This window comes from Desulfovibrio mangrovi, from assembly GCF_026230175.1.
GTDB classification, from domain to species: Bacteria; Desulfobacterota; Desulfovibrionia; order Desulfovibrionales; family Desulfovibrionaceae; genus Halodesulfovibrio; species Halodesulfovibrio mangrovi.
The window spans coordinates 436,007-456,381 of the sequence record NZ_CP104208.1; the positions used below are offsets into that span (position 1 = coordinate 436,007).

Genomic DNA, 20,375 nt, shown 5'->3' on the forward strand with positions numbered 1-20,375 from the left:
TGCCATGGGCGCGACGATGTCCTCCGGGGGGTGGAGCAGGCGGTCAGGCGTGAGGCGGGGAAGCGGCGAAGGGCGGATGAAAGCGGGAATGGCGGCGCTGTACTAGGCCAATTTCTCCAAAACGGTACGAATGCGATGCCGGTAGGTGTGCTTTTGCAGAATGTGGTCCCGCCACAGGGCCTTTAGCTGTGAAACCTTGTGCGGGTTGGCCAGCAGATGGTTGACCTTTGAGGAAATCTCCTGCGGTCGGCGGAAGGTGACAGCCTCCACGAGGTGGGGCGGGAAAATGGCCATGCCGGGATTATTATCTGTCAGCAGCAGTCCACCTGCTGCCCAGACATCAAAGTGGCGCTGGGTGAGCCCTGCGGGAAGCAGCATGCCGGTGATGTTGAGCGAGATTCTGGCGGCGCGGTATATGGCGGCAAGGCCGTTATAATAGTCCACGGGCGGCCGGAGGTCCGAAAGGGCTGGAACACGGCTTTTCCAGCCGGTGTCGCCGATGACGGTGAGTCCGCAGGGCTGGGCGTGCTGCAGGCAGAGGGTACGCCATAGTTCGGTTGCCTCAGTGGCTCCGGCTCCCACATGGCGCGGGGTGTCGGGCCAGAAGGCCAATTCTGCATGGCGGGCTGCCCACCAGTGGTAGTCCGGTCGTTCCCCCCGCAACAGCAGATTTTCCGCTTCTTTCAGAAGGTTGGGGTCGGAATGGATGCCGGAGAAATACTTTCGGCGTTCGGGGAACTCTGAACGGCCTACGAAAACCACGGGGGCGAGTGGTGAAATGTCCTGCGTTTCCCCGTCCGGCTGGAACAGGTTGGGATCGGTGGCCAGAGGCAGGTGGTGCACCTTCTGCGCTCCGGCGGCCTGCAGGGCAGGAATGAAGCTGGCGTCTGTGACAAAAAGCAGGGCATCCTTCCAGAAAGGGGCCTTGCAGCCGGAAAGAATGTGCCACGGGGTATCCACGCACCATAAGGCTACGGGCACGCCTGCCGCCTTGAGCAGGTGGTGGCGTTCCCCGAACATATCCAGCCCCTGCGCGTTCACGCTGAAGAAGAGTGCGTGCCGGTCCTTTGCCAGCAGGCGGGGCAGGGTGGCGGTTATCGTGTCGGGAGAAAGGATTTCAACCGCATAGCCTTCTGCCGTGAAGGCGGCTTGAAGCTCGCGGATGAGCAGGCCGTTTTCCGTTCCCGGCAGGAGCACTGTCCGTGACGGGGCAGGGGGGGCTGCAGGGATTGTATTGTGCAGGCGGCGCAGGTGATGGAGCTGTGCCGCAGCAAGCAGGGGGCCCCAGAAGCTCGGAAACAGCCGCAAGTTTTGCCGGAACGCCAGTGTTGTGGACGCCCCCAGTAGGGCAGGACTGCATTCTTCGGGCGTTACCTGCAACCAGTCTGCAGGGATGGTTTCCTGCCACGTGGCGGACATCTGGGCGGCAAATTCGGGACATTCCACATACCGGACAACCGTGTCCGGCGAGGTGATGTGTGCCTGCGCGGCCTTTGCCGCGGTTGCGGGATCGGAGCCGAGGCCAAACAGCAGAATGTCCCTGCCGGAGCTGTACACGTCGAACTGCTCAACGCCGCAGAGCAGTGATTGGGGCTTGCCAAGTTCGTGTATGATGCGTATCCGTTCCGGGCGATGGTCCATTTCTGTGGCCTTGGCGTTATCAGCTCTTTGCGTTACAAGAGCCGCAGGTGAAAAGACAATGAAAGTATATCGTGATCATTATTTCAAGAAGGCCAAGCAGGAAAATTATCCTGCACGGTCTATCTACAAGCTTAAAGAGATAGAGAAACGCTTCCGGATATTCAAGCCCGGAATGCATGTCCTCGACCTTGGTGCCGCCCCCGGCTCATGGTCTTTGGGTGCGGCGGAAATGGTGGGCCCCAAGGGGCGCGTGCTGGGTGCTGACATTCAGAGCACCCCCACAGTCTTTCCCCCAAATGTCACCTTTATGCAAGAGGATGTGTTCGAGCGTTCTCAGGCTTTTGAGGATGCCTTGGCGGCGCTTTCGCCTATCCATGTCGTGATGAGCGATATGGCGCCAAGCACCACGGGCCACCGTTTCACGGATCAGGCCCGTTCCGCAAATCTGTGCCGCGAAGCACTTGCCGTAGCCACCCAATGCTTGATACATGGCGGCTGCTTCATCGTGAAAATTTTCATGGGGCCGGATTTCCATGAATTCGCGAGCGAGATGCGCACGCATTTCACAACAGTGAAGACTTTCAAACCGAAGAGTTCCCGCGCAGAGAGCATCGAAACCTTCTATATAGGTATGGGTTTCAAGGGTGGTCTCGCAGCTGCGGCCGATGCCGACGAACACGCAGAGTCTGAGTAGTCTCGGGCTGTAGCGGCATGTCATGGCGAATGGCGCAGGATCAATACTAAAAACATAAGCAACACGAGCGTTGCATCACGCCGGATATGGCGTGCGGTCGTAAGGAGGAAACATGGCCGGACATAGTAAATGGGCGAACATCCAGCATCGTAAGGGGCGTCAGGACGCAAAGCGCTCCAAGGCCTTCACCAAGGCTGCCAAGGAAATCATCATTGCAGCAAAAGGTGGCGGCGACCCTGCTGCCAACGCCCGTCTCCGTGCCGCCATTGCAGCCGCAAAGGCTGTGAACCTTCCCAAGGACAAGATTGAGAACGCCATCAAGAAGGGCACTGGTGAACTGGCCGGCGGCGACATCGCGGAAGTGATGTACGAAGGCTACGGTCCCGGCGGCGTGGCGCTGCTGATCGAAGCCGCCACCGACAACAAGAACCGTACCGTGGCTGAAGTGCGCCACCTGCTCAACAAGGGCGGCGGTTCCATGGGCGAAGCCGGCTGCGTGGGCTGGATGTTCGACCGCAAGGGCGTTGTCACCGTGGAAAAGGAAAAGATTTCTGAAGAGCAGGTCATGGAACTGGGCCTTGAGGCCGGTGCCGAAGACGTGATCGATCAGGATACCACCTGGGAAGTGCGCGCAGCCCTTTCCGACTTCGAAGCTGTCCGCGCTGCCTTCGAACAGGCCGGTATCGAAGTGACCTCTGCCGAGATGGCCATGATTCCCCAGAACACCATCGAGGTGGATGCTCAGGTGGGGCAGAAGCTGCTGAACCTTGTGGACATGCTTGAAGATAACGACGACGTGCAAAACGTCTGGGCGAACTTCGACTTGTCAGACGAGGCGATGGCGGAACTGGCCTAAAGCGAATGCAAACGCCCGTCTCAGACGGGCGTTTTTCTTCTCTCTGTTTTTTTCGGGGAGCTGCACGGGAGGCAAGGCGAAACATGACGCAAGGCATTACGGTTCTCGGCATAGACCCCGGCTCCCGCGTGACGGGATGGGGCGTGGTGCGCGAACTTTCCGGCGTGGCCACGTTGGTGGACTGCGGCACCGTGCGTACTGCCGAGACGGATTTCACCAAGCGGCTGGGGATCATCTTCCGTGGTGTGGGTGATGTCATCGCCACACTGCGGCCCGATGTGGTGGCCGTGGAAAACGTGTTCACCGCCAAGAACGCCGCCTCTGCCCTCAAGCTGGGGCAGGCGAGGGGAGCTGCCATTGCGGCCTGCGCCCTGCATGATCTTTCCGTACACAGCTATGAGCCCACCAAGGTCAAGCAGGCCATTGTGGGTACTGGCAGGGCGGATAAGCAGCAGGTTGCCTTCATGGTGGCCACCATCCTCGGCGTGAAGAAGCCTTCATGGGCGGTGGATGCCAGTGATGCGCTTGCCGTTGCCTTGTGCCACCTCACCCTGCGGCGATACGAAAAGCTTGCGGCCCGTTGACCGGGACCGGTTCTGCGTAATTTTTCTTTTTCATTGCGGTCATGTTGCGGGACATCAGTTCCGTCCCCTTAACATTATAATGGGATTGGGGTACAACCCCGCAACGAGGTCACAAGTATGATAGCGTATCTTGAAGGACGACTTGCGGAAGCCGGAGAACACTCCGTTATTCTGGTCACGCCCGGCGGGGTGGGGTATGAGGTGCATCTGCCCGTGCATACCCTTTCGCGTCTGCCCGAACGTGGTGGCGAGCTTGCCGTGTTCACCTATACGGTGGTCAGGGAAGACGCGTTGGAGCTTTACGGCTTTCAGACATGGGATGAGCGTCAGACGTTTTCGGTGCTCATTTCCATCTCCAAGGTAGGAGCCAAGACTGCACTTGCCATCCTTTCCCAGTTCCGGCCCGATGACCTGCGTCAGGTGGTGGCGGAAGACGATGTCGTGGCGCTGACCCGCGTTTCCGGCATCGGCAAGAAGAGCGCGCAGCATATTTTTCTCGAGCTCAAGTACAAGCTCAAGGTCGAAAGCGTGCCCGGAGGCGCTGTGCTGAGCGGCAATGCTCCCGGTTCGCTGTACCGCGATGCGCTGACAGGTCTTTGCAACCTCGGATACTCGGAAGATGAAGCCGGTCCCGTGCTGAAGAATGTGCTGAAGGACGAACCGGATCTGGATGTAGGCGGTGCCTTGCGTGCCGCGCTTAAAGCTCTTGCCAAGGGACGCTGATGACCTTGCACGATACAGAATGCCATCTGAGTACCTGCCTTGATGAGACCGTAAGGCCGCCGTCGCTTGATGAGTTCATCGGGCAGGAGGAGCTGCGCGGCAACCTGCGCATATACCTGCAGGCTGCCAGAGAACGCCGTCAGGCCATGGACCACACGTTGTTCTATGGCAACCCCGGTCTGGGCAAGACGACACTTTCGCAGATCATGGCCAGCGAGCTGGGCGTGAATCTGGTTTCCACATCCGGCCCTGTTCTGGAGCGTAGCGGTGATCTTGCCGCCATCCTGACCAATCTGGGCCGCAATGACATTCTCTTTGTGGACGAGATTCACCGCATGCCTGCCGCCGTGGAGGAAGTGCTGTATCCTGCCATGGAGGATTTTAAGCTTGATCTTGTCATCGGGCAGGGGCCGGGAGCCCGCACGGTCAAGATTGATCTGGAGCCCTTCACGCTGGTGGGAGCCACCACGCGTATCGGCCTGCTTTCGTCCCCCCTGCGCGATCGTTTCGGCGTGATCCTGCGTCTGGAGTTTTACACCCCTGAAGAGCTGGCCCGCATCGTCTCGCGTACCGCCCGAATCCTCCGCGTGGAACTGGCCCCTGACGGTGCGCTGGAGATCGGCAGGCGTTCCCGCGGTACGCCGCGTATTGCCAACCGGTTGCTACGCCGCGTGCGGGATTTCGCCACCGTGAAGGGCGGCGGACCCGTGGATGCCGAACAGGCTGCTGAAGCGCTGGGACGCATGGACGTGGACGAGAGCGGTCTTGACCAGATGGACCGCAAGCTGCTTACCGTGCTCATCGAGCATTTCGACGGCGGCCCAGTGGGTGTGAAGACACTGGCTGTCGCCTGTTCCGAAGAAGTGCGGACCATTGAAGATATTTACGAGCCGTATCTCATCCAGTGCGGCTTTCTCAAGCGCACCTCGCGCGGTCGCGTTGCCACGGCACGCGCCTATCGGCATTTGAATCTCTTGGCTTAACCTGCTTACCCTCAAGGTGGTGTCCCATGCCGCAGAAAGCGTGCCGGGTAGAATTGCTTGCGTCCACACCGGACGCCACGTCCCTTATTTATGCAGCCTTCCGCCAGTGCTATCACGCGGGTTTTGTGGCCGATATGTGGCCCCGCCTGCTCGCGGGAGAAATTGCGCCTGAGAAGCAGGCCGCCTTTATCGCCAAGATCATGGAATCCGGCCACACCAGCCCCATTGAGCACGTGAGCTTCACCTTTGCCGTGGAAGGGGTTTCGCGTGCGCTCACCCATCAGCTGGTGCGCCACCGCATAGCCTCCTATTCCCAGCAGAGCCAGCGTTACGTGGACGGCAGTGATTTTGATTACATTCTGCCGCCCGCCATCGCCCGTATTCCCGAGGCAAAGGAGCGCTTTGAATCCTTCATAGCGGAGATCGGCAATGCCTACAGGGATCTGAAAAGCATTCTTGAAGCCAACGGCAGAGGCGATAAGGCTAAAGAGGACGCCCGGTTCGTATTGCCTCAGGCCGCGGAATCCAAGATCGTGTTCACCATGAACTGCCGTAGCCTCATCAATTTCTTTGAGCATCGTTGCTGCACACGCGCCCAGTGGGAAATCAGGGGCATGGCAAACAAAATGCTCGATATCTGCCGCGATGTGCTTCCGGTTATTTTCATGACCGCAGGGGCCCGTTGCGAGCGTCTGAAGTACTGCCCCGAGGGTGAGAAGTTCACTTGTGGCAGATACCCTCTGCCGTAAGAGTGTCTGCACTCTCTTTTGCGGGTTGAATCCTGATTGAAACAGTAGGAAAATTTATCATTAACGCTTGTTGCGATTTTAAAATTCCGTTCATTTTTTATGAATTCGACGTAAATTGAGATTGTACCTGTGGAAAACTTTTTCTCCATGCTGTGGATTTTCTGTGGATAACATGGGGAAATGCTGATTTCCGTAGGGTTCAGCCTGATGCTTGAAAATAGCAGGCTCCAATAAAAATACTTATATTCCAAGTTGTTGTCTGGTGATGAGCGGTGGGGAAATCGACAATGTTACGGTTTCACATCGGCCTGTATTCGAATGTTGCACTCCAAGCTGATAAAACGTAGATACTCATCCATGATTGAAATATGGGCGCATATCCAGCAGATTCTGCAGAATAGACTCACTCCGGGCCTCTTTAAGGTCTGGATTTCTCCTCTGTCCGCAGAGGTGAACGGTCAGACCATTTGCCTCACGGCTCCTAACGAGTTCGTGGCCTCATGGGTTCGTGACAGACTGCTGGACGATATAACTTCGGCTGCTGCCGAAATTCTTGGTCCGCAGGCGACCGTCTCCGTTGTCGCCAGCAAAACGCCGCAAAAGGCTCCTGCCCGGCGCAGTGCCGTCTCGGTTTCCGAGGCGCAGGCTTCCGGTCCTTTGTTCAACGATTCCGCGAACAACGGTAACAGCCGTTATTCTGCAGTTGCCCATGAGCAGATGTCGCTGCCCATTTCGCAGCCGCTGGTAAGCAAGGTCATTGATTGGCGTTTCGATTTCGACAGTTTTGTGGTGGGCCCCTGCAACGATCTGGCTTTTGCCGCATCGCAGGGCATTACCCGTTCCTCTCTGTCGGCAGACACCCTTTTTCTCAGTTCCGGTCCCGGTCTTGGCAAAACGCACCTCATGCAGGCAGTTGGCAACGAACTGTGCCGCCAGAGCAACCGCAGCAATCCGCGCGTGGAGTATCTGACAGCAGAAGAGTTCGCCACGCGCCTTATTGCCTCGCTCAAGAGCCGTGATGTTGACCGCTTCAAGGCGCGTTACCGCGACGTGGACCTGCTGCTGCTTGAAGACGTTCACTTCCTGCAGGGCAAGGAACGCATGCAGGACGAGGTGCTGGCCACCATCAAGGCGCTGCAGTCCCGCGGCTCCCGTGTTGTGCTTTCCAGCTCCTTTGCTCCCCGTGATCTCAAGGAACTGGACAACCAGCTGGTTTCCCGTTTCTGTTCCGGTTTCATTGCCGCCATCGACAAGCCTGATTTTGCGACCCGCCGCGACATCCTTCGTCGCAAGGCCAAGCAGTATCATGTGCATCTGCCGGAAAACGTGACCGACATGCTTGCGGAGAATATCCGTTCCGACGTGCGACAGATCGAAAGCTGCCTGCATAACCTTATTCTCAAGGCACGCATCCTGAATCAGCAGATTTCCATGAACATCGCATGGGAGGTCGTCAGCCAGTACGCCTCGCATGAGACCGTGATGGACATGGACAGCATTATCCGCTGCGTATGCAATGGCTTTGACCTGTCTCCCGCACAGCTCAACTCCCGCAGCCGCAGACGCGAGCTGGTTGTTGCACGCAATACGGTTTTCTACCTTGCACGAAAGCACACCGATCTGTCCCTCAAGGATATCGGTGACCACTTCAATCGCACCCATTCCACCGTTCTCAAGGGTATTACGAGCCTTGAGCGTGAAATGAGCAAGGAAACTCCGGTTGGTCGTCAGGTGACCAGCACCGTGGCCATGATTGAAAGGAACGGTCGAATTACCAGCCTGAGATAATACGGGCTGCGCTTTTCTCGCATATTTCTGACTCAGAACGGCACGAATCGCACCCCGGTTCGTGCCGTTTTGCGTTTCTGTACTTTTCAACCGGTGCGGAAATGGGTACAGGTGATTGTTACCCGCCGGGTTGGGGCGGGTGGTTCATAAAAGGGTGTGCTCATTCTGAAAAAAGGAGTGCGGCACTTAGTTGCTTCAAGGAGTGAATATGGAGACGGGACAGGCGTATGTGGAAATAGCCCCCAGACTTATGGGCTTGCGCGAAGCCGTGGGGTTTACCGTGGAGGAGCTTGCCGCCAAGATAGGCGTGCGCCCTGAAACGGTTGCATTGTATGAAGAAGGCGAGACGGAGATTCCCGTCAGCTATCTGAAGGACGTGGCAGGTGCCTGCGGCGTGGACATCACCTCGCTGATTTCGGGTCATGAAGCGCATCTGCATGACTATACGCTGGTACGCAAGGGGCAGGGGCTCAGCGTGACCCGCCGTGAGGATTACGATTATCTTCACCTTGCCTCGCGTTTTACCAACAAGCGTATGGAACCCTTCCTCGTAACCGTGCCGCCCAAGGACGAGAACGAACTTGTCTGGAACGAGCATGGTGGTCAGGAATTCATTTACCTGCTCAAGGGACGGCTGGAAATCTGGCTTGACCAGCGCCGTCACGAACTTGTGCCGGGCGATTCCATCTATTTTGATTCCAAGATTCCTCACGCGTTACGCGGTCTTGATGAAGAAGAAGCCGTATTCCTGGACGTGATTAGCTAGTTTCCATCCGAGGCGCGGTATACAGCCGCGTTTGCGCGCCCGATCGTAGTTGGTTGCGCGCGGTATCGTCATGATGCCTTCGGATGGAAACAGGCCTTTGGCCCCGCCGCCTGCCGCAAACGGTGTCTGTTCTCATGAGAACAAATCCGGCAGCACGGTATGGCGTTTCCTGCACAGAGGTTACCTTGTGCGTCGTGTGGGCGCACTCCGTTTTGACCCAGTATTGAAGGACGCAGAGCCATGCAAAAACTTTCCTGTTCCAGTTACGACGAGCTTCTTTCCCGTTTTTCCCTTGATGTTCCTGCAAGTTACAACTTTGCCTTTGATGACCTTGACCGCATTGCCGATGCAACTGCCGACGGCTCTGGCAATCCTCTGGCCATAGTGCATGTGGATGATGCCGGTGAGCGTCGTGATTATACCTTCGCGTGGCTCAAGGAAGCTTCCTCCCGTCTGGCCAATGTCCTGAAGGCGCAAGGGCTGCGCAAGGGCGATAGAGTCATGCTGGTGCTTTACCGCCGCATTGAGTTCTGGGTGTCCATGCTCGCCTGCCATAAGCTTGGTGCGGTTCCCGTCCCGTCTCCCGCCCAGCTGACGCCCAAGGATATTGTATTCCGCGTTAACCGCGCCAATATTCGTGGCATGATCGTGGAAGATTCCATCACGGATCGTGTCGAAGCCGCCCGGCCTGACTGCGCTTCGCTTTCCTGTCTCGTGCAGGTGGGCGGTGCGTCCTGTCCTGCAGGCTGGCTGGATTATGCCGCTGCGGTGGCTGATGCCTCCCCCGACTTTCCCAAGCCTCAGGGAGCGGAGCTTGCCGGTGGCAGCGACTCGCTGCTCATTTTCTTCTCTTCCGGTACCACGGGCATGCCCAAGATGGTTGAGCATACTCATACCTATCCTCTTGGTCATTACATGACCGGCGCCTACTGGCACGATCTGGAAGAAGGCGATCTGCACCTTACCCTTGCCGATACCGGCTGGGGCAAGGCCGTGTGGGGCAAGTTCTACGGTCAGTGGCTTGCCGGCGCGACCGTGTTCGTATGGGATTTCCGCGGCAAGTTCGAACCTGCTCGGCTTCTCGAGCAGCTGGCCGCACATAAGGTGACCACCTTTTGCGCGCCTCCCACGGTGTACCGTTTTCTCGTGCGTGAAGATCTTTCAACGTATGACCTTTCCGCATTGCGTCACTGCACCACTGCAGGTGAATTGCTGAACGACAGCGTGTTCCATGACTGGAAGAAGCAGACCGGTCTGCCCATCTATGAAGGGTACGGCCAGACGGAAACCACCCTGCAGATCTGCACCTTGCGCACCATGGAGCCCAAGCCCGGTTCCATCGGTCGTGCGGCTCCCGGCTGGGATATCGTGCTGCGCGATCTGAGGGGCAACATCTGTCCTCCCGGTGAAGAAGGTGAAATCTGCGTCCGCATTGCTGAAGGAATACCGGTGGGTCTGTTTACGGGCTATCTGGAAGATCCTGAAAAGACCGCTTCCGTCATGCTGAACGGCTACTATCATACCGGCGACAAGGCGTGGATGGACGAAGACGGATACTTCTGGTTCCTTGGGCGCGTGGATGACCTGATCAAGTCTTCCGGTTACCGAATCGGACCTTTTGAGGTCGAATCTGCCCTTATTTCCCATGAAGCTGTGGTGGAAGCCGCCGTAACCGGCGTACCGGATGACCTGCGCGGGCAGATCGTCAAGGCGACCGTGGTGCTCGCCCCCGGTTTTGCCCCGTCTCCCGAATTGACCAAGGCGCTTCAGGATCACGTGAAGAAGGTGACCGCGCCGTACAAGTACCCGCGCATCATCGACTACGTGTCTGAATTGCCCAAGACCATCTCCGGCAAGATTCGCCGCGTGGAAATTCGTCAGCGCGACGAGGAAGCCGCCAAGAAGTAAACTTGGATTACGTAAACAGAAGGCCGGAAGCTGACGCTTCCGGCCTTTTTTATTTGTACAGTGCAGAGGCTTGGGGGGGCAGTCCATCAGCCGTTCATCATGTATCCGGGAGTTCAGGATAATAGGGCAGAGCGGGCTTCTTACTCTCAAGTTTCCCTGGAGTCCCCTGACAGCTTCTTCTGATCGCTACGCCTTCTGTCGCACGCCCTTCATGGTCAGGCTGATGCGCTTGCGCTGCTGGTCCACTTCCAGCACGCGGACCCGTACGTGCTGCTGCACGCGCACCACGTCTGCCGGGTCTTTCACGAAGTTGTCGGAAAGCTGGGAAACATGCACCAGTCCGTCCTGATGCACGCCGATATCCACGAAGGCGCCGAACTTGGTCACGTTTGTCACGATACCGGGCAGTTCCATGTCTGCAGCAAGGTCTGCAAGACTGTGCACGTCGGCAAAGGAGAACGGCGCGAATTCGGGGCGCGGGTCGCGTCCGGGGCGGGCCAGTTCCTGCATGATGTCCGTAAGGGTGGGCAGGCCGATGGTATCGGTCACGTAGCTGTCGAGCCGGATGCGCTTGCGGAGCGTTTCGTCGCGCATGAGGTCGGCCACGGTGCAGCCAAGGTCTTTGGCCATGCGTTCCACGATGGAATAGGATTCGGGGTGAACGGCGGAGGCATCAAGCGGGTTCTTGGCGCTGTTGATGCGCAGGAAGCCCGCGCTCTGTTCATAGGCCTTGGGGCCGAGACGCTTGACCTTGAGAAGCTCCTTGCGGGAGGCGAAGGGGCCATTCTCCGTTCTGTGGGCGACAATGTTAGCCGCCAGTGAAGGACCGAGGCCGGAAACGTAGGTCAGCAGTTCGGTGCTGGCGGTGTTCAGTTCCACGCCCACGCTGTTCACGCAGGAGACGACCACGTCCTCCAGTGATTTCTTCAGGGCCGTCTGGTCCACGTCGTGCTGATACTGGCCGACGCCGATGGCTTTGGGATCGATCTTCACCAGTTCGGCGAGCGGGTCCATAAGGCGTCTGCCGATGGATACCGAGCCGCGTACGGTGACGTCGTGGTCGGGGAATTCCTTTCGCGCAACATCTGAGGCCGAGTAGACCGAGGCTCCGCTCTCGTTGACCATGACGATCATTACGGATGCGGGCAGGCCTAGGCTGCGGACGAAGGTTTCGGTTTCGCGGGAGGCGGTGCCGTTGCCGATGGCTATGGCTTCAATGCTGTGCTTGGCAACGAGTGCGGTGACGCGCTTGCCGGCTTCTTCCACCTTGGCTCCGCCGGTGACGGGGTAGATGGTCTCGTTGTGCAGCAGGGCTCCCTGTGCATCAAGGCAGACCAGTTTTGCGCCTGTGCGGAAGCCCGGGTCCAGCGCGAGCACGCGTTTCTGCCCCAGCGGGGAGGCCAACAGCAGTTCGCGCAGGTTGGCCGCGAATACGGCAATGGCTTCTTCGTCTGCACGGGTCTTGAGCAGGGTGCGAGCCTCGTTTTCCATGGAGGGGGCCAGCAGGCGCTTGTAGCTGTCTTCCAGTGCCAGTTCGATCTGCCGCGCGCTGGGGCTGTTGCCGGTGACAAAATGCTTTTTCAGGGTTCCCAGCGCCATGGCGTCTTCCGGGCGCAAGGAAAGACTGAGCATGCCTTCGCGCTCACCGCGCAGCATGGCAAGAATGCGATGACTCGGTGCGGCTTTGGCCGGTTCCTGCCAGTTGAAATAATCACGGAACGTGGCGGCTTCGTCCGTCTTTTCTCCGGCTGTCTTGGTGGCGGATGAGGCAAGCTGGCCGCGCATGCTGAACATGAGGCGCATGACTTTTCGGGTCTCCGCATCCTCACTGATCCGCTCGGCGACAATATCACGCGCGCCGGCAAGGGCAGCTTGCGTATCGGGCACGTCCTTGTCGGGGGCCACAAACTGTGCGGCGGCCTTTTCCGGCAGATCCCGCGGGTCTTGCTTCCACAGCATGTCGGCAAGGGGCTCAAGGCCTCGTTCCCGTGCGATCTGGGCGCGGGTGCGCCGTTTGGGGCGGTAGGGAAGGTAGATGTCTTCGAGCGCGGTGAGGGTTTCTGCGCCGCTTACCGACTTGCGGAGTTCGGGTGACAACAGTTCGCGTTCTTCTAGCGATTGCAGGATGGCGGTACGGCGTTTTTCCAGCTCCGCCAGCTGTTCGTTTCTGTCACGGATGGCAGCAATGACCACTTCGTCCATGCCGCCAGTGGCTTCCTTGCGGTAGCGGGCGATGAAGGGAATGGTTGCGCTGTCGTCAAGCAGGGCGAGGACGGCTTCAACCTTGGACGGGGAGAGGCTGAGTTCTTTTGCGATGCGGGTGGCGAATGTTGTCATGTACTATCTGTAAAAAAATGCTGTTACTGTTTGTGAATATGTGCTTACATTGGTTCCGTGGTGTCACTATTCCATGGAACCGTATCTTCGGAAAGGAGGACGCATGAACTATTCGGAACGTGATCTTCCTGTTGTGGTCAGGGAGACGGAAATGGTGTCATTGGAAGCAGGCGCAGTGGTGCGCTACGAGGAAAGTGGCGGTGCGAGGGATGTCTTTGTGGGAGATGAGTGGGAATCCCGCGCCAGCTTGTTCCCGGGCATGTCCTATGAACTTGAATGTGTTGGCTGCACGTATCTTCTTTCGGCCATGGATGAGGGCTTGAAAGTGGAGCGTAAGCCGTAACCCTCAGCTCCATACAATTTTCAGGAAAAATGAGGCCGCTCAGCGGCCTCATTGTCTTTTTTTGGCGTGCTATTGCGGAGGCAAGTCACCCTTCATATTCGCCAGCTTGGCGCGAAGGTAATCGGCAAGCGTGTTGCCCACATCATCCTGCTGTGCCTGTTCCATGCCGAGGGCGGCAAGATCCTGCACAATCTGCTTTTCCATGCGCTCGGATTCCATGAACATGACATAGACCAGTGATAAGGTGGCGCGATTCTCTTCCGTATCGCTGCACAACTCTCCAAGCTGGTTGAGAGGGACGGTTTCCAGAAGCCTGTCGACGAACATGTCTACCCATTTCTGATAGATGGCCGAGGGGATCTCGGGCACCAGCGAGGCTACCTGGTCGGCGGCCTTGCCTTCCACATTGGGCATGGTTACGCCCATGAATTCGCCTAGCGCTTCAGTTCTGCGTTCCTTGGAGTCGGAGAGACGCTCTAGAACAACCTTGGTGATCTGTGTCCGAATGGCCTGCGTATCCATTATGCATCCTGTCTGAAAGCCGGAACGGGTTTGTGGTTTTGTCCAATTCTTCAAGCTATGAAAGGAGAAGGACGGGTTCGGGCAAGGTACTGTATCGGGCCTTCATATGCAACTGATCGCAGGTGGTGGTGCCTGTCCGTATTTGGTCGTGGCTTGTTCTTGAGGGGAGAGGGGACTTTGTAGTTGAGGAGGTGCACTTCAGGAGGATCGCTCGTTATAATGAATGGTATTTTACAAAAAAGTAAAAGCGACTGCGCATAAACGTAGCCGCTCTTTTTTATTAGTGGGAAACGTCAGTAATTACAGGGCTGCGCGGGCAGCGGCGATGGCTGCATCGTAGTCGGGTTCCTTTGTGATTTCGGGGAGGAGTTCCTGATACACGATGTCGCCTGCCTTGTTCACGACCAGTACTGCACGGGTCAGCAGGCGGAGTTCCTTGATAATGAGGCCGTATGCAGCGCCAAAGGACATGTCCTTGTGGTCGGAGAGGGTTGTTATGGCGTCAATGCCTGCAGCGCCGCACCAGCGGGCCTGTGCGAAGGGCAGGTCGGCGGAAATGGTCAGCACCGCAATGTCCTTGCCGAGGTTGGCGGCTTCCTGATTGAAGCGGCGGGTTTCCACGTCGCAGACAGGGGTATCAAGGGAGGGGACTGCTGACAGGATAAGAACCTTGCCCTTGAAGTCTGCCAGTGTTTTCGGGGAAAGATCGTTGCCGAGTACGGTAAAATCAGGGGCCTTGTCGCCGACGGATACGGGAGAACCCTGAAGGGTGAGGCCGTTGCCCATGAAGGTGATGATGCCGGTACGTTCAGTCATGAATAGCTCCTTAATATGCAACATGTAGTTTTTACTTGGTTGTTAGTGAGCAAACAAACTTGGGATTGCCAGTCGGTTTGTCCATGGAAGACAATAGCACAGTCAAATCTAAATGGGAACCATTCTCATAAATTTTTTCACATCTTCATGTGCCGAGATGTGGATTTGGGTTTTGCTGGTTGATGTTTTACAAATTTGTAATTTGTCGATTCATAAAAAAGACAATAATGTAAATATCAAATGTTCTTCATGATGCCGCTTTCGATGATGGTGGCGCAATTGCTTGATTATACTGGGGTGGCATGTCTCTTGCCTTTAGAATTGCAGGCTGTGGGTGGCGGTTGTCTTCTGATGTGGACATCAGAAGGCGTCACTCTGTGATTGTTCACTACAATGAGCGTCTGTCTTGAGCGAGGAGGCTATTATGAATGCGGCGGATACCGCCTTTATTCTCGTGTGTGCAGCACTGGTAATGTTCATGACGCCCGGTCTGGCGTTGTTCTATGGGGGCCTTGTCCGCTCGAAGAACGTTCTTTCCACCATTATGCACAGCTTCATGTTGCTGGGGGTGGCCACCTTGGTTTGGGTTGTGGCCGGTTATTCCCTTTCTTTCGGGACTGACCACGGCAGCCTTATCGGTGGGCTGGAATACCTCTTCCTTGATGGCGTAGGTGTGGAGCCGGGACCTGCCCCGACAATTCCTCATGCGCTGTTCATGATTTTCCAGTGTATGTTTGCGGTCATCACGCCTGCCCTCATTTCCGGCGCGTTTGCAGAGCGTATCAAGTTCAGCGCCATGGTTGTTTTCAGTATCTTCTGGATTCTGCTGGTCTACGCTCCCATGTGCCACTGGGTGTGGGGTGGCGGCTGGATGGCTCAACTGGGCGCTCTGGATTTTGCCGGCGGAGCGGTGGTCCATATGAGCTCTGCGGCGGCAGCCCTTGCTGCGACGCAGGTGCTGGGACGTCGCAGAGGCTACGGCAAGATGGCCTTTGTGCCGCATAATCTGCCCATGACCGTGCTCGGTGCCGGTATTCTGTGGTTCGGGTGGTTCGGCTTCAACGCCGGTTCCGCGCTTGCTGCAAACGGTTCCGCTGTCATGGCCTTTGTGACTACACATATTGCCGCAGCATCTGCTGCCGTGAGTTGGGTTGTCGTGGAATGGTTCCATAGCGGCAAGCCCACAACGCTTGGCGCAGCTTCTGGTGCGGTAGCAGGGCTTGTTGCCATTACTCCCGCAGCCGGTTTTGTCAGCCCCATGGCTGCCTGTGTCATCGGTCTTATCGGTGGCGTGATCTGCTTTGGTGGTATTCTGCTCAAGAACATATTCAAATATGACGATGCGCTGGATGTTGTCGGCATTCACGGCGTTGGCGGTACCTGGGGTGCTCTTGCCACCGGTATATGGGCATCCGAAGCGTATGGCGGTGTGAACGGCCTGCTGCACGGCGCTCCCGGCCAGCTGTGGATCCAGTTTGTTTCAGTCGTGGCGACGTGGTTGTTCTGTTACTTGGTCAGCCTGTTCCTGTTCAAGGGCATCGACCTTGTCATCGGACTGCGTGTTGACTCCGAAGCCGAGCAGGCAGGTCTGGACGTAAGCGAACATAATGAGACCGCCTACACCGGCTAACCCTTTGACGTGATTGTCATCGTGGTCTACAAGAATACTCTGGCGGGGTCATATGTCCGCCAGCGACAGCAGACAGGTCTGATTGCCTGTACAGGGATATGACAATGAAGAAGCTTGAGATCATTATCCGTCCGTTCAAGCTGGACGAAGTTAAGTTGGCCCTGACCGATCTCGACATCAAGGGGATGACCGTAACGGAAGTCAAAGGCTTCGGCCGTCAGCGCGGTCATAAGGAAGTGTACCGCGGTGCTGAATATCAGGTGGACTTCATGCCCAAGGTGAAGATTGAAGTGGTGGTGGAAGACGCTCTGGTGAAGCCGGTGCTGGATTCCGTCAGCAAGGCGGCCCGAACCGGCAAGGTTGGCGATGGCAAGATATTCATCCTGCCTGTGGATGATGTCTATCGCATCCGCACCGGAGAAATGGGCTCAGAAGCCATCTAGCCCCGCCCGGCGCAGGGGAGCCGGTGTTCAGGCACTGCTTCCGCAACTCGCTGCAAACAGCTTCTGGATTGAATGACGAAAGATATACTTACCCCGTCCAGCGGTGATGCCACCAAGGCTTTGGCCGCTGGACGGGCTTCTCTTATACTGGAACTGGAACAGCCCCCCAAGCCCGGAAGCATCCGCTTTGAACGGGCTTTTACCCGTTTGCTGGACATATACTTCCAGACCCGTGTCGTGGAGACCGGTGCCGACAGGCAGAAAATAGCGCTTGTGGCGGTGGGAGGATATGGACGCGGGGAAATGTGTCTCGGATCGGACATCGACATCATTATCCTCTGCCGTCGCAGCATTCCGCCGCAGGCCATCGACGTGGCGCAGCCACTTTTTCTTCCTCTCTGGGATGCCGGTTACTCGCTCGGTCACGGTTTCCGTACCATTGCGGACTGCGTGAAGCTGGCAAACAAGGACCACAAGGTTTTGTGTTCCTTGCTTGATGCCCGTTTTGTGGCTGGCGACAGCTCCATTTTCGATGAGCTGCAACAGCGCATGCGCGACAAGGTGCTCGCGCGGCGTGAAAAGACTTTTCTGCAATGGCTTGATGAAGAACATGCCACACGGCTTACGACCTATGGCGACGGGGCGGTGCTGCTGGAGCCCAACCTCAAGGAAGGGGTCGGCGGCCTGCGCGATTATCATCGCCTGTTGTGGCTTGCCCGTCTGCGGGGTGGGACAGGGGACGTGAACGGCGTCATGCGTCAGGCCGGATTCAGTGAAGAGGACTGCCTGCTGCTGGAGCGCAATGTGGATTTTCTGCACCGGGTGCGTAACCGGCTGCATGCGCTCAGCAGGCGCAAGAGCGATAAACTGTATGTGGATATTCAGCCGGAACTGGCTTCCCGTATGGGGTACGCCGACACCACGGGCATGCTTGCCGTAGAGTTATTTCTGGGCGATCTGCACCGCTGCATGGGCGACATCAAGGCGCTTGCCGCTGCGTTCCGTTCGATGGTGGGCGACGTTGCGGAGCCGGTGGATGCTGTGTGCGAAGGCACTACCGGCGCTATCGTGGTGCAGGGGGATCTTATCCATATCTGTCCGCCCGATGCCTTGTTTGATGAGCCCGCCCTGGTGCTGCAGGCGTTGGATGAAGCCGTTCGCAGGCCTTCCGGTACGTTGCCGGTTCTGTCGTGGGAAACGCGGCAGGCCATTTCTCGTATTGTTCACGAAGCACCTCAACGGCTGGCCGCTATGGAGGGCGTGTGGCCAACCTTGGCCCGCATATTAGCCTCCGGCAGGGCTTTTGCCATTCTGGAGCAAATGGACGGCGTGGGGTTGCTTTCAGCCTTTATGCCCGACTTCGGAAGGGTGCGCGACCGGGTGCAGTTCGACGGTTTTCATACCTACCCCGTGGGTCAGCATACCCTTTTCGTGCTCAACTATCTGGAATCACTGCCGCAGGAACAGCATTTCGCATTCACCCCGCGCTGGGAAAAGCTTGATGACGTTACCCCGATCATGCTTGCTGCGCTTTTTCATGACCTTGGCAAGGGTGGTAACGATGCCTCCTCGCATTCCGTCAAGGGGGCAGCCATGGCGCGTGCCCAGCTGGCAGCATGGGGTGTGGATGGAACTCTGGCCGATGAGGTGGTCTTTCTGGTGGAGCAGCATCTGCTTCTTGCCCGAACCGCCCACAGACGCGATCTTTCCGATGAATCTGTTGTAGCGCATTGCGCAGGCATTATCGGCACGCAGGCGCGGCTTGATCTGCTTTATCTGCTGACCTACGCTGACTCACGGGCCACAGGGCCCAAGGCGTGGAACCAGTGGTCAGCCTCTCTGCTCTCCGAATTGTACGGCAAGGTCGCCAATATGCTGCGAGACAGCACGTTGGCAACGCCGCTGTCTGCAAGAACAATCTGTGATACCCGCGAACGTGTGACGCAGCTGCTGCAACAGCCGGATTCCCCTGTTTCCTTTGAAGTCGGCGAGCCCATGCTGGAGCATTTGCCGTCCCGATATGCTCTTGTCGTGGAGCCGGAGAATATTGTCCGGCACATGGTGTTGGTGCGGGACTTGGGCAAGGAGATCATGGACGCTCAGCGCAGGCTCAGCGAGGAGCGCGCTGCCCGCGGCATCGTATTGCTGGAGCCCCGTCCGCTGGAAGGAAAGCAGAGTGATGTGTGGGAGCTTGTTGTGGTTGCGCGTGACCAGCACGGTCTGTTTGCCACCGTGGCCGGAGTGCTTGCCCTGCACAACCTGAAGGTTTTTTCCGCGGACGCCTTTGTGTGGCGGGATGGAACTGTCGTGGATATTTTCCATGTCTCAGCACCGCCGGATCCTTTGTACCCGCGTGAATTCTGGGTGAAGGTTCGTGGTTCCATCCAATATGCGCTGACGGGCAAGCTGTCGCTGGAGTATCGAATCGATCAGTCGCGCGATCATGCTCCCAAGCCTCACAGGGGGCGGAATGATGTGTCCGTGGTCATCGATAACGGACTTTCCGACTTCTACACCGTGATCGAGATTTCCGCTCCTGACAGACGGGCGCTGCTATACGATGTGGCGCGAACGCTGCAGGCCATGCGACTTGATATCCTCTTTGCGAAAATTGCCACGCTCGGCACCCAGACCAACGACAGTTTCTCTGTGCGCGACACTTACGGGCAGAAATTGCTGGACGATGAGCAGGTCACGGAGATACGCAATGCCTTGCTGCATGCCTTGCAGCAGTAACAGCATGAATCTTCGGCCCGCCTCAGGCGGGCCTTTCTGACTGCGAATAACGCTAATCCTCATGATGATACGGGAGTCTTCCTTTGAACGAGTATTTGCTGACATCAGCCATTTATGCGCTGGCGGCCTTTGTACAGGGAGTGACGGGATTCGGTTCCGCCCTTGTGGCCATTCCCCTTCTGGCGTTGTTTTTGTCCTTGCCTGAGGCAGTGGCTGTTTCCATTCTCTGCGGGGTGATGCTGAACGCCCAGATCGGTTGGAATTATCGTCGGTATGCGGATAGAGAGCGCCTTCGCCCCCTGTTTATCGGTGCCATTCCGGGGGTGGCCGCAGGGGTATACCTGCTGCACAGTATTCCCGGAAACCTCATGAAGGGCGGGATGGGGGTATTTCTCATGCTCTATGCCGTGTACGGCCTGTTCTTTGAGCGGGTGCGCCTTACCGGTATTTCCAGCCGGTGGGGCTACCTTGCCGGATTCGGCACCGGTGCCATAGGCGCTGCTTTTGGTGCAGGGGGGCCGCCCACGGTTGTGTATGCGGCGTTGACCGGCTGGCCCAAGGATGTGGTGAAGGCCACTTTTGCATATTTCTTTTTTGCCGTATGCGCGGCGTCGGCTGTGGCACATGCCGCCTCCGGCATGTGGTCCGTCAAGGTGCTGAGCCTCTTTGCGGTGGCAGCCCCTGCTGCGTGGCTGGGAACGAAAGTTGGTATCCGCTTTTCCGGCGGTATTGGCGAGCAGACTTACCGGAAACTTCTTTTCGGCATGCTGGCCTGCATGGGCCTGCTGATGCTGCGCTCTGCCTGATTGCAGGGCAGGAAAGGCATGCTCTTCGTGTATTTCAAACGAGCGTTGCC

The 20,375-nt window shown here is 57.4% G+C and carries 18 protein-coding genes; 14 read left to right on the forward strand and 4 right to left on the reverse strand.

Annotation, left to right across the window (positions count from 1 at the left end; genetic code table 11):
- Window positions 1-102: 102 nt before the first annotated feature.
- Window positions 103-1,641 (reverse strand): glycosyltransferase family protein, encoded by a 1,539-nt coding sequence (locus N1030_RS02035; RefSeq protein WP_265827352.1) that lies wholly within the window; start codon window positions 1,639-1,641, stop codon window positions 103-105.
- Between the two features lie 58 nt (window positions 1,642-1,699).
- Between N1030_RS02035 and N1030_RS02040 the strand changes: the two genes are divergently transcribed.
- The 9 genes from N1030_RS02040 (at window position 1,700) to N1030_RS02080 (ending at window position 10,692) form a co-directional block, all read left to right on the forward strand.
- Window positions 1,700-2,335: an RlmE family RNA methyltransferase gene (locus N1030_RS02040; RefSeq protein WP_265827353.1), complete on the forward strand. Its 636-nt coding sequence runs from the start codon at window positions 1,700-1,702 to the stop codon at window positions 2,333-2,335.
- Between the two features lie 112 nt (window positions 2,336-2,447).
- Window positions 2,448-3,191, forward strand: coding sequence for a YebC/PmpR family DNA-binding transcriptional regulator (locus N1030_RS02045; protein WP_265827354.1), 744 nt, complete (start codon window positions 2,448-2,450; stop codon window positions 3,189-3,191).
- Window positions 3,192-3,274: 83 nt separating this feature from the next.
- Window positions 3,275-3,775: a crossover junction endodeoxyribonuclease RuvC gene (gene ruvC / locus N1030_RS02050; RefSeq protein ID WP_265827355.1), complete on the forward strand. Its 501-nt coding sequence runs from the start codon at window positions 3,275-3,277 to the stop codon at window positions 3,773-3,775.
- Window positions 3,776-3,892: 117 nt separating this feature from the next.
- Window positions 3,893-4,498 carry a Holliday junction branch migration protein RuvA gene (gene ruvA / locus N1030_RS02055; RefSeq protein ID WP_265827356.1) on the forward strand — a complete coding sequence of 202 codons (606 nt, stop codon included), beginning with the start codon at window positions 3,893-3,895 and terminating at the stop codon, window positions 4,496-4,498.
- Window positions 4,498-5,481: a Holliday junction branch migration DNA helicase RuvB gene (ruvB, locus tag N1030_RS02060; RefSeq protein WP_265827357.1), complete on the forward strand. Its 984-nt coding sequence runs from the start codon at window positions 4,498-4,500 to the stop codon at window positions 5,479-5,481. Before ruvA ends, ruvB begins: the two co-directional genes overlap by 1 nt.
- Window positions 5,482-5,507: 26 nt before the next feature.
- The gene (gene thyX, locus N1030_RS02065) at window positions 5,508-6,230 is read left to right on the forward strand and encodes an FAD-dependent thymidylate synthase (protein WP_265827358.1); all 723 of its coding nucleotides are present in this window, start codon (window positions 5,508-5,510) and stop codon (window positions 6,228-6,230) included.
- A gap of 357 nt (window positions 6,231-6,587) precedes the next feature.
- The gene (gene dnaA, locus N1030_RS02070) at window positions 6,588-8,018 is read left to right on the forward strand and encodes a chromosomal replication initiator protein DnaA (protein ID WP_265827359.1); all 1,431 of its coding nucleotides are present in this window, start codon (window positions 6,588-6,590) and stop codon (window positions 8,016-8,018) included.
- Between the two features lie 208 nt (window positions 8,019-8,226).
- Window positions 8,227-8,784: a helix-turn-helix domain-containing protein gene (locus N1030_RS02075; RefSeq protein WP_265827360.1), complete on the forward strand. Its 558-nt coding sequence runs from the start codon at window positions 8,227-8,229 to the stop codon at window positions 8,782-8,784.
- Window positions 8,785-9,024: 240 nt separating this feature from the next.
- Window positions 9,025-10,692: an AMP-binding protein gene (locus N1030_RS02080; protein WP_265827362.1), complete on the forward strand. Its 1,668-nt coding sequence runs from the start codon at window positions 9,025-9,027 to the stop codon at window positions 10,690-10,692.
- 186 nt (window positions 10,693-10,878) lie between these two features.
- Here N1030_RS02080 and N1030_RS02085 read toward each other — a convergent pair whose 3' ends face one another.
- A complete protein-coding gene (locus N1030_RS02085) occupies window positions 10,879-13,029 on the reverse strand; it encodes a Tex family protein (RefSeq protein WP_265827363.1) in 2,151 nt (716 codons plus the stop codon).
- A 103-nt stretch (window positions 13,030-13,132) separates the two neighbouring features.
- On the opposite strand from N1030_RS02085, the gene N1030_RS02090 reads away from it, so the two are divergent.
- Complete coding sequence (locus N1030_RS02090) at window positions 13,133-13,372, forward strand: hypothetical protein (RefSeq protein WP_265827364.1); 240 nt, start codon at window positions 13,133-13,135, stop codon at window positions 13,370-13,372.
- A gap of 69 nt (window positions 13,373-13,441) precedes the next feature.
- Here the strand turns inward: N1030_RS02090 and N1030_RS02095 are convergent, their stop codons facing one another.
- Both N1030_RS02095 and tpx read right to left on the reverse strand, forming a co-directional pair.
- Window positions 13,442-13,894 (reverse strand): hypothetical protein, encoded by a 453-nt coding sequence (locus N1030_RS02095; RefSeq protein ID WP_265827365.1) that lies wholly within the window; start codon window positions 13,892-13,894, stop codon window positions 13,442-13,444.
- Between the two features lie 300 nt (window positions 13,895-14,194).
- Entirely contained in the window at window positions 14,195-14,710 is a 516-nt protein-coding gene (tpx, locus tag N1030_RS02100) for a thiol peroxidase (protein ID WP_265827366.1), read from the reverse strand.
- A 424-nt stretch (window positions 14,711-15,134) separates the two neighbouring features.
- Here tpx and N1030_RS02105 point away from each other — a divergent pair, with 424 nt between their 5' ends.
- The 4 genes from N1030_RS02105 to N1030_RS02120 all read left to right on the forward strand — a co-directional run bounded on the left by N1030_RS02105 (window position 15,135) and on the right by N1030_RS02120 (window position 20,325).
- Window positions 15,135-16,340, forward strand: a complete 1,206-nt coding sequence (locus N1030_RS02105) for an ammonium transporter (RefSeq protein WP_265827367.1) — start codon at window positions 15,135-15,137, stop codon at window positions 16,338-16,340.
- 104 nt (window positions 16,341-16,444) lie between these two features.
- Window positions 16,445-16,783: a P-II family nitrogen regulator gene (locus N1030_RS02110; RefSeq protein ID WP_265827368.1), complete on the forward strand. Its 339-nt coding sequence runs from the start codon at window positions 16,445-16,447 to the stop codon at window positions 16,781-16,783.
- A 72-nt stretch (window positions 16,784-16,855) separates the two neighbouring features.
- A complete protein-coding gene (gene glnD, locus N1030_RS02115) occupies window positions 16,856-19,519 on the forward strand; it encodes a [protein-PII] uridylyltransferase (RefSeq protein ID WP_265827369.1) in 2,664 nt (887 codons plus the stop codon).
- Window positions 19,520-19,602: 83 nt separating this feature from the next.
- Window positions 19,603-20,325, forward strand: coding sequence for a sulfite exporter TauE/SafE family protein (locus tag N1030_RS02120; protein ID WP_265827370.1), 723 nt, complete (start codon window positions 19,603-19,605; stop codon window positions 20,323-20,325).
- Window positions 20,326-20,375 lie beyond the last annotated feature (50 nt).

Bases quoted from the DNA above. Each gene is read 5' to 3' on its own strand.
- N1030_RS02105 (WP_265827367.1), top strand. From the start codon at position 15,135: ATGAATGCGGCGGATACCGCCTTTATTCTCGTGTGTGCAGCACTGGTA.
- N1030_RS02110 (WP_265827368.1), top strand. From the start codon at position 16,445: ATGAAGAAGCTTGAGATCATTATCCGTCCGTTCAAGCTGGACGAAGTT.
- thyX (WP_265827358.1), top strand. From the start codon at position 5,508: ATGCCGCAGAAAGCGTGCCGGGTAGAATTGCTTGCGTCCACACCGGAC.
- dnaA (WP_265827359.1), top strand. From the start codon at position 6,588: ATGATTGAAATATGGGCGCATATCCAGCAGATTCTGCAGAATAGACTC.
- N1030_RS02080 (WP_265827362.1), top strand. From the start codon at position 9,025: ATGCAAAAACTTTCCTGTTCCAGTTACGACGAGCTTCTTTCCCGTTTT.
- ruvC (WP_265827355.1), top strand. From the start codon at position 3,275: ATGACGCAAGGCATTACGGTTCTCGGCATAGACCCCGGCTCCCGCGTG.
- N1030_RS02045 (WP_265827354.1), top strand. From the start codon at position 2,448: ATGGCCGGACATAGTAAATGGGCGAACATCCAGCATCGTAAGGGGCGT.
- N1030_RS02085 (WP_265827363.1), bottom strand. From the start codon at position 13,029: ATGACAACATTCGCCACCCGCATCGCAAAAGAACTCAGCCTCTCCCCG.
- tpx (WP_265827366.1), bottom strand. From the start codon at position 14,710: ATGACTGAACGTACCGGCATCATCACCTTCATGGGCAACGGCCTCACC.
- N1030_RS02075 (WP_265827360.1), top strand. From the start codon at position 8,227: ATGGAGACGGGACAGGCGTATGTGGAAATAGCCCCCAGACTTATGGGC.
- N1030_RS02090 (WP_265827364.1), top strand. From the start codon at position 13,133: ATGAACTATTCGGAACGTGATCTTCCTGTTGTGGTCAGGGAGACGGAA.
- glnD (WP_265827369.1), top strand. From the start codon at position 16,856: ATGACGAAAGATATACTTACCCCGTCCAGCGGTGATGCCACCAAGGCT.
- ruvB (WP_265827357.1), top strand. From the start codon at position 4,498: ATGACCTTGCACGATACAGAATGCCATCTGAGTACCTGCCTTGATGAG.
- ruvA (WP_265827356.1), top strand. From the start codon at position 3,893: ATGATAGCGTATCTTGAAGGACGACTTGCGGAAGCCGGAGAACACTCC.
- N1030_RS02035 (WP_265827352.1), bottom strand. From the start codon at position 1,641: ATGGACCATCGCCCGGAACGGATACGCATCATACACGAACTTGGCAAG.
- N1030_RS02095 (WP_265827365.1), bottom strand. From the start codon at position 13,894: ATGGATACGCAGGCCATTCGGACACAGATCACCAAGGTTGTTCTAGAG.
- N1030_RS02040 (WP_265827353.1), top strand. From the start codon at position 1,700: ATGAAAGTATATCGTGATCATTATTTCAAGAAGGCCAAGCAGGAAAAT.